Source organism: Nostoc favosum CHAB5714 (assembly GCF_020829495.1).
Lineage (GTDB): Bacteria > Cyanobacteriota > Cyanobacteriia > Cyanobacteriales > Nostocaceae > Nostoc > Nostoc favosum.
This window is the reverse complement of sequence record NZ_JAIVFQ010000174.1, coordinates 1-8180: the sequence shown is the minus strand read 5'-3', so window position 1 is coordinate 8180 and position 8180 is coordinate 1. Positions and strand designations below refer to the sequence as shown.

Here is an 8180-nt window from a genome sequence, read left to right as displayed (position 1 = left end):
TTTAAGTAAAGATTATGAAAGACTACCCCAAACCTCGGAGACATTTATCTATATTGCGATGATTCGTATCATGGTCAGACGATTGGCATGATTTTTGACTGGTTTTGACTTTTAAAACATCCTCTAAAGAACATGGTGTTATCCATATCGCTGCTATCATCGAGAAAAATCTTTACTTCAAAAAGGGAAGTGTAAATCAAATCATTTTTGACTGGGAGCAGGAGGTAAATAGCGGTAATTTATTACCTCTTAACCAAGCACCAACAGGTAAAAGTATTCTGTACCAAGAAATAGCAGCTATTCTTGATGGCTCAGGAAAACTACAAAGTTGTGATATAATTCATGCTCAAGAAGCTAAACTTTGTCCCATACCAGATGATATTCACCCTCTAGTTAAACTTGCCTTAAATAAGTCAGGAATTACACAACTATATTCTCATCAAGTCGAAGCATGGGAGGCTTACAAAAAAGGGGAAGATATCATTCTCCAAACTCCTACCAGCAGTGGTAAAAGTATCTCCTTTTTAATTCCAATCATTCACGAGTGCCTAAAAGGTAAATCAGCTTTAGTATTCTTTAACTTAAAAGCACTTGCATTTGACCAGGTAGAGAAAATCCGCTCGTTTGTTAGTCACCTAGATGAAGAAATTCGCCCTAAAATTCTCAATATCAATGGTGATATTCCTCCCCAGGAGCGCAAACAACTTTACAGCCATCAACCCTCGATTTTATGCGTTACACCTGATGTATGGAACCACGAACTAAACAACTATCAGTTTGACTCAAAGTGGGGATTTAGAGAAACAATCAGAAAAATCTCAATCATAGTCTGTGATGAAGCGCATTTCTATCAAGGCATATTCGGCTCACACTTTGCCCTACTTAATCGGCGAACTCAATTAATGATAGAATCTGCCAGCAATAATATTTCTAAATTGCAGTACATATTCGCTTCTGCAACAATTAGTAACAGCAGCGAAATTGCCCAGAAGATATCCAATCGAGTAGAACAAAGCAACCTTGCTATTATCGACCAAAGTGGAGCAAAACGCTCGGAGATTACTTTCCTTAGCCTCAAAGCACGAAACAATACTCTTTACCAAACTGCCCAAGTTGCAGCGATGCTCGTAAGTAAAGGAATAGTCGGGATTTGTTTCTGCGATAGTAGAGAACTGGTAAAGGTTTTAACTAATGCCATTCGTAAAGCTTTAGTGGAGATGCAACTGCCTCACTTGGGAGAAAGCATCTCAGCATTTTATGGCAGTATGAAGGCAAATCAGCGTAACAAAATTATTGCAGATATACAGGGCGGGAAGGTCAAGTTCATTATATCCACGAGTGCTTTAGAAGCGGGTCTGGATATCGGGTCTATCGATGCAACTATCGTACATAGTTACCCAGGCTCAATTCTTGCCTTTCGCCAAAGGGCGGGGCGTGCAGGCAGGCAAGAAGCAGGGCTATTGGTGTTTATCCCGTCGAAAAGGTCGATTATGGATTCTTACTACGCCAATCACCCGGAACGTCTCTTATCTGATCCTCCAGAAATTATCAACTTTAACCACAATTATGAAACAATTTTGGAGCAGCACATTCTCGCCTGTTGCAAAGAAAGTAAGCCGACACAAGCTCAAATTACCCAACATTTTAGCACTTCTGGCGATGCGATTGCACGACAGCTAATCGGTAATAATCAACTGATTTTCAGTTATAACCAAAGACTGACAACTAATCGAAACCTTGGTTATGTCCACTCAAAAATTAAATTCAGAGGTAACACTGACCAAAACATCAGTTATATCAATCAAGATAGCGCAGAAGAGTTTGAGGAAAGTTCAGCATCATCTGCACTACGAGAAGTTTACCCTGGTGCTATATATCTTGCTCAAGACTTTGACGGCAACCCCGTACAGTATAAATCACAAGAGCTAAATTTAACCGAAGGGAAAGCAATTCTCAAATCAATTGAGGCAACCAACCTATTTAGTCGTCCCGAAGGAAGCCTAAATTTCGAGGAAATCAAAATTGTAGGGGAAGCCAAAATTATCAATCTTTCCCAAGGGGCAGCTAGATTTACACCTGTTTCAGCCAAAATCAAAGAAGAAATTTACGGGTACAACTTGTACAGGCTGGAACAAAAATGGACTTGCACTAATAACAGATGTCGCAACTTCAATTTAAATTTACCCGGACACATACAAACTTGTCCTGCTTGCAATACCCAACTTATTGAACGAGAATTTGTCGAACTCTTGGAGGAAAATAAATACAAGGAAGCATTTGCTCTTAACTACAATACATTCTGCGTTAGGGTTGAAATTAACGCTGATGCAAGAAAATATTTTTCAGCCATCGTCAAAAATCTCCGAAAAGAGATACTCAACAAACAGAAATATATTTCCAATGAAGAGAAACAGCTATTTGAAAGCAATGAAACTCAGATTTGCGTTCATACTCTCGCGCACCAACTCATGCTCAGTTTACCACTTGTCGAACATGGAGCAAACAGTCGAGATATCGATTTCATGTTAATCGAAGTACCATCAAATCATAACATAGTAGGCTATTTCTTCGATACATGCGAACACGGTACAGGTATGTGCGATACTCTCATCAAGTATTTAGAAACTGCTTTTATGAAGGCAAAGTTTCTAGTAGATAATTGCCCTTGCAAATACGGCTGCTCATCTTGTACAACAATTCAACGCTGCCCTGATGATAACAAAGCACTGTTTAAATCAGTTGGGCTATCTCTACTGGAGGAAATAATCAATCCTACACAAACAAGAACCATTAATCAATAATTAAGATAGTCCTACCCAAGATGGGTAGGATTACTTTTTCAGTAATTAAACCACATACATCGCTTACGCACAAGATTTATGAAAATTTGTAAGAATAAGCAATGTACATCGAACTATTAGCCGATTCTAATCAAAATCCTAAACGGTTTCAAATTCTCCATGCACCAACATATCTCCTCCTAGAAACAGATTTTAAGTTAGGAGATTTTGTTGAGTCTAATAGTATCGATTTTATTATCAATCATGCTGTCAATCTAGGATATGAAGTAAAAATATCCCATCCAAAAGAGCAAGAGAATGAAAAATATACTCTCCCTCAAATCAGTGACAAGCTTGCTGATTTGATGATTAATTATCCATCAGACTTAAAATTACGAACTAATGGGATGGTTTTTGAACAAAGAGCATATTTAATGTCTAAAGTTTACGATGAAGTGTGCCAAAATCTCGAATCAAAAGCTCTCTTAAAAGAAGCCGAGTATTGGCTAATAAGTTACGCACGAGAGGTAATTGCCAAACAATGCAATTACTTACCAGATATCCTGATTAAATTAGATAACCCGGTTGTTAGAGCAATGGCAATAGATACACTCATGCTCTGGCAGCCAGACTGGAAAAAGGCTATCTCCCAATATGCAGGAAGCAGATTTGAAGCTGGTAATAATGAGTTTGAAGTTATCAGCTACTATTACAATCAAGAAAAAAAGGGTAGGGACGGGATAATGGTACTGTGCAAGGTAACAAAAACCATGAATAATTATCTTGAATTTCCTACGTTTCCCTTCAATACAAACTGTACTCTTGGGACTTATCAAGTCGAAAATGCTCTGAACCAAAGGTTGGCTTAAAACAGAAATCATAAGCTAAAATATCACTCATGAGCGACCAAAAAATCAATTATTTAATAACAGGCATTTGCACGTTTCATTGGAATGCTGACTTTCATAAATTCTGTGAAGTCTGCAACTTTGATCCCAATCATGCTTACTCAAAGGAGAAATGGCAGCAGTGGCAACAATTTGTATCTGGCATAAAGGCGTTTGACCAAAATACCCTTGCCAAGCTAGTTGAAGCCGGCTATCAGTTAGCACCGTAATCATAATATCAAACCACCACAGTCACTAACGCAGCTGTGCATGAATTATCCAAATAACTAGTTATATGAATTCATGCACGCCCAAATCCGTCATTTGGTATCTTCGCTTGACAACTTACCCGAAGAATGGCGAATCGTCCCCACCTTTGGTAAACGTCCTCTAGGGAAAGAATGGGAAAAAAATACTTACTCTCCCAGAGAACTACAAGCCGAACTTGTCCGCCGCCGCCTAAAAGTTTGGACAAATAACAGATTGATCACCCCCACTGGTGTAGCCTTGGTATGCGGTTCTAATCATCCCCAAGGATATTTAGTAGCTATTGACTGCGACGGGGAAACCTCTTGGCGACAAATTATCCAAATTAACGAACACTTAAAACTAGAAGAACTCAACCAGATAATACCCGTCGAAGCAACCGATGTTCCTACGGAGTCGTTACACGATCGCGCTCAAAAATACCTTCCTCCCACAATTGCATTTACCTCTGGGAGGAAATATCGGAGCCAGCGCTTATACCTCATCCCAAATTCAAAAGCTTGGGAGGTAAAATCTCGCAAAATCAAAACTGGGAAGGACGAACACCTGGAGTTTCGAGGCAAAAACCTAGCCTCAATCCTTCCCCCTTCTTTTCACCCAGAGGGCAGAAATTACAGATGGCTTCCAGGATGTAGTCCATCTGAGCGCCAAATAGAAATAGCCCCCGACTGGGTAATTGCTCAGATGCTTGCCAAACAGGAGAAAGCAAGAAAGTTTAACCTACCCCAAGAAAAATATAACCGCAGATATGGGGTAGACAGATACGCTCATTTAATTCCCTCAATCGAGACAAATATCCAGACTGCACTTGTACTACTTGAAGTCATACACCCTCGATTTGCAGATGATTACCACTCGTGGATTCAAGTCGGGATGGCACTTCATAGTGTTAGTCCCATTTTATTTAAAGCATGGGACACCTGGAGCCAAGTTTCTCCTAAGTACAAATCAGGCGAATGCGCCTACAAATGGCAGTCTTTTAACAAGACAGGTATTACTATCCGCACCTTATTTAGATTAGCCAATCTCTCTTAATTATGAGCAGTCAAATATTACCTGACGAGAATGTAACTAACCTTGAAGACAGTTATAGCAGTAGAGATTTTAATCCTGATATTCAGGAGAATAGCGATTTAGAAGAAACATTAGATGAATTAGTAAACACTGAAGTTATAAACCAAGATTCATCTACCGAGATAGATTTATGCAATTCTGACACAAAAACCACCTTAATAACCATTCAACTAATACCAAATTCTGAAAGAGTAATTGTCTCAATTGGAATCAAAGGCGCACCTCCAATTATCAAAATAATTAACCTTACTGAGATAACATCTCATCCTGTCATAAATAACTTGCTACAGGATTTAGAAAAATCTCTCCCAGAGATGTTAGATATCTGCAAGCAAAGGATGGAAAAGCAGACTATACATCAGAATAGACAGGAACAATCAAGACAAGTACAAAAGCGCAACCTGTCTGAAGATAAAGAGAAAACACCCGCGCCTAACAACCAACTGTCACTATTTTAATTACCATGAAGTACATTGCTATTATCGAAGGACAAGAAATTCCTCTTGATGAGGCGATCGCCCAAGATGACAACACTCTCAAAACAGCCATTAGCGTCTACTTTCCAGAATATGCTAATGCCGAAATTGAACGACAAACAACTGATGATACAGTTTCAATTCGTTTGGTAAAAAAAGCAGGTACTAAGGGAAGTCAATTCTCTGAATTGAAAAATAGTTATGAAGAAATAAATCCTGCACTAAAGTTAGGGTGGCAGATAAAGCTTCTGGAGATAAAAAATCAAATTAGTCTCGAAAATTTAATTACCCTACAACCTGAGATAGAAAAAGCTATCAAGCTCGGTCAAAATTGGGAAACCTACATCGAAAAAGTAACTCGAAGCCTTAAGCATCAACCTGCTGCCACGAGTAAATATCCCGTACTGTAATAACAAATTTATAGCCGCTAAAAGTTATAGCGGCTGATTAATTATGCTTGCGAACATACAATCATTCAAAATACCCATTACTTGTTTAACAGCAATTATCTACCTAGAAAATCTCTCCAAACGAGTAAATCTTTTAAGTCTATATCAAAAATTATTCCCAGAAGAATGGCTAGAATCAACCATTTCTATTGATAAACAATCACATCCAGCAAGTGGTTACTTTGATAGAGAAATTGAATTTATTAACCTGGTAAATGAAAATCTCTTCCCAATAGAATATATCGATGAAATTGAGTTTAGTTGCGAACATGATAGTATTCTTGTTTCGCCACAAAGAGTTGAATGGTGGTATGAATATTTCGAGGAACTAGAATACTCAGAAAAGTTCCTACTGTCGTTGATGGGGCAAGGGTACAATATAAGCCAATGGGAACTAAATTTTGGTTTTACTCCTGATTACATTGCTCTAGCAGAAGAAATTTACTTCGAGACACTTGTCAAGCTATGCCGTCGTTATAAAAGTCATCTTCAATATTTAGATATAGCCATACGAATTATAGATTACTCGACTGAAAATATCTGGCTATATGTTACGTGTGAAACAAGCGATTGGCTGGAATGGACTTATGAAAATATCATATTTCTCGGTCAAAAGTGGAAGGAAGCCGTCTCGATGATGGAAAAATCAAATAAGCTTAACCATTTGCTAGAAACATCTCTTTATGCTCGGAAAGCAGCAGTCAGAATTTGGAATCAATCATCAAAAGCATGAATTTAGATCCAAACATATTACCAATAATTAACTTAGAAAGTATATCGCAAATCCTGCTTGGGAATATTCCCCAAGATGAGTTACTAGCGCAGTTAGTTATCCTCAAAGGACAGTTTATTTTAGTCGAACACGAAGGCAAAAAATCTAAGTACAAATTTATTTCCCCTGAAGCAGTAGAGAAAGCCTTCACAAGTAAAACTGCTACATCTGGATGGCTTTCTAGCAACACGATTTGGTGGGGTAAAAATCCAGAGGGAGAGGCAATTATTCAGTTTTACTCTCCCCAAAAATATCAAATTCAAATTATGGGACAGGAAACGAAAGTAATTACTGTCCCCATGCCTGCATTCCTCTTTGCTGGATACGGTAGTAGATATTACCTATGGGCAGTTAAAGGGAGGGTATTTAAACCAGACGCGCAACTGTACAAGCCACCTCTACCTAACGTTTGGGACGACTCTAGTATTTGTTTTGGGGGAAATTCTCCCGGTATGTGCAGTGCTGCAACTATAAGCCAAACCTGGGAGTTGTTCTGGAAATCACCCTTTAATAAGGACTTGTCCCAAGGCAAATCAAAAACTCATCCCGACAATATCTGCAACCAGCTAATCAAATTGCACGAGTCTAAACCCAAATCCTACCCTTCAAGTGACCTTGTTTCCGTTCATAGCTGGAAAGTCACAACCCCAGAAGACATTATCAATCATTTGTTCAGTTAACTATGAATCCCTTTATAGGTTATCACCTCGCTACAAGTAATAACTTTCCTCCGTACAGTCAAAAACTTCAGGAATACTGGCTGGCAGCAAATGGGCTTTTCTTGCGATCGCACCGCCGCGAATTAGAGGTTTGCTTGCAAGTGACTCAAACTCAAGTTGCTGGACTCCAACCCCTTGAACCCTACTTTCGCCTGAAAGTCCCAAAAGTCCCAAGCCTTGTAATCGCTGATATTATCAATGCTGCCAGTATCAATCCCCAACAGGAAATCCTATTCTACTTGGGAGTGACAAACAACCAATGGTGGTGTCACACGCCACTGCAAACTGCGTCTTCTACTCACGTCCTATCTTTAGAAAGCGCACTTGATAAAAGCTATACAGATGGGGTAGTGGAAATACACAGTCATGGAACTCTAGCTGCTTACCCTTCAAGTGCGGACAATATAGAAGAAAAAGGCAAATTTCGAGTGTTCGCGATCATCGGCACACTGAATATCATTCCCACAATATACACCCGCATCGGGATATACAATCACTTTTTCGACATCAACCCCAATCAAATATTTGAACTTCCGCCACAGGTAAAATGCTCGAATTAACTGCTTACCAACAAGCTTTACCAGTCTTACCTCGTAATCATACCCGTATCAACTTCATCTTAGTGGGAGCAGGAGGAACAGGGGGGTTTCTTGCAGAAGACTTATGTCGAATTATCCTGCAACTCCAGCGCACGGGGAAAGAGATTAATTTTACGATCGTCGATGGCGATACTGTCGAACTTAAGAATATCACCCG

Annotated in this window: 9 protein-coding genes and 2 pseudogenes; all 11 read left to right on the top strand. The window is 39.2% G+C overall.

The genetic code is table 11. From position 1 onward, the window contains the following. Positions 1 to 91, top strand: a pseudogene (locus LC586_RS38730) (IS5/IS1182 family transposase); the annotation flags it as partial. A gap of 7 nt (positions 92 to 98) precedes the next feature. Next, positions 99 to 2801 (top strand): DEAD/DEAH box helicase, encoded by a 2703-nt coding sequence (locus tag LC586_RS38725; protein ID WP_306423351.1) that lies wholly within the window; start codon positions 99 to 101, stop codon positions 2799 to 2801. 101 nt (positions 2802 to 2902) lie between these two features. After that, on the top strand, positions 2903 to 3649 hold the full coding sequence (locus tag LC586_RS38720) for a hypothetical protein (RefSeq protein WP_229491113.1): 747 nt from the start codon (positions 2903 to 2905) through the stop codon (positions 3647 to 3649). Between the two features lie 29 nt (positions 3650 to 3678). Further along, complete coding sequence (locus tag LC586_RS38715) at positions 3679 to 3897, top strand: hypothetical protein (protein WP_229491112.1); 219 nt, start codon at positions 3679 to 3681, stop codon at positions 3895 to 3897. Between the two features lie 73 nt (positions 3898 to 3970). Next, the gene (locus LC586_RS38710) at positions 3971 to 4969 is read left to right on the top strand and encodes a bifunctional DNA primase/polymerase (RefSeq protein ID WP_229491111.1); all 999 of its coding nucleotides are present in this window, start codon (positions 3971 to 3973) and stop codon (positions 4967 to 4969) included. 2 nt (positions 4970 to 4971) lie between these two features. Continuing rightward, on the top strand, positions 4972 to 5466 hold the full coding sequence (locus tag LC586_RS38705) for a hypothetical protein (protein ID WP_229491110.1): 495 nt from the start codon (positions 4972 to 4974) through the stop codon (positions 5464 to 5466). 5 nt (positions 5467 to 5471) lie between these two features. Further along, entirely contained in the window at positions 5472 to 5894 is a 423-nt protein-coding gene (locus LC586_RS38700) for a hypothetical protein (RefSeq protein ID WP_229491109.1), read from the top strand. Positions 5895 to 5937: 43 nt separating this feature from the next. Beyond that, the gene (locus LC586_RS38695) at positions 5938 to 6666 is read left to right on the top strand and encodes a hypothetical protein (protein WP_229491108.1); all 729 of its coding nucleotides are present in this window, start codon (positions 5938 to 5940) and stop codon (positions 6664 to 6666) included. Further along, entirely contained in the window at positions 6663 to 7385 is a 723-nt protein-coding gene (locus LC586_RS38690) for a prokaryotic E2 ligase family D protein (RefSeq protein WP_229491107.1), read from the top strand. Before LC586_RS38695 ends, LC586_RS38690 begins: the two co-directional genes overlap by 4 nt. Before the next feature lie 2 nt (positions 7386 to 7387). Next, on the top strand, positions 7388 to 7984 hold the full coding sequence (locus LC586_RS38685) for a Mov34/MPN/PAD-1 family protein (protein ID WP_229491106.1): 597 nt from the start codon (positions 7388 to 7390) through the stop codon (positions 7982 to 7984). Beyond that, positions 7972 to 8180, top strand: a pseudogene (locus LC586_RS38680) (thiamine biosynthesis protein ThiF); the annotation flags it as partial. The gene LC586_RS38685 and the pseudogene LC586_RS38680, both read left to right, overlap by 13 nt.

Excerpts from the sequence above, each read along its gene's own strand:
- LC586_RS38705 (WP_229491110.1), top strand. The coding sequence starts at position 4,972 with ATGAGCAGTCAAATATTACCTGACGAGAATGTAACTAACCTTGAAGAC.
- LC586_RS38685 (WP_229491106.1), top strand. The coding sequence starts at position 7,388 with ATGAATCCCTTTATAGGTTATCACCTCGCTACAAGTAATAACTTTCCT.
- LC586_RS38695 (WP_229491108.1), top strand. The coding sequence starts at position 5,938 with ATGCTTGCGAACATACAATCATTCAAAATACCCATTACTTGTTTAACA.
- LC586_RS38700 (WP_229491109.1), top strand. The coding sequence starts at position 5,472 with ATGAAGTACATTGCTATTATCGAAGGACAAGAAATTCCTCTTGATGAG.
- LC586_RS38715 (WP_229491112.1), top strand. The coding sequence starts at position 3,679 with ATGAGCGACCAAAAAATCAATTATTTAATAACAGGCATTTGCACGTTT.
- LC586_RS38690 (WP_229491107.1), top strand. The coding sequence starts at position 6,663 with ATGAATTTAGATCCAAACATATTACCAATAATTAACTTAGAAAGTATA.
- LC586_RS38720 (WP_229491113.1), top strand. The coding sequence starts at position 2,903 with ATGTACATCGAACTATTAGCCGATTCTAATCAAAATCCTAAACGGTTT.
- LC586_RS38710 (WP_229491111.1), top strand. The coding sequence starts at position 3,971 with ATGCACGCCCAAATCCGTCATTTGGTATCTTCGCTTGACAACTTACCC.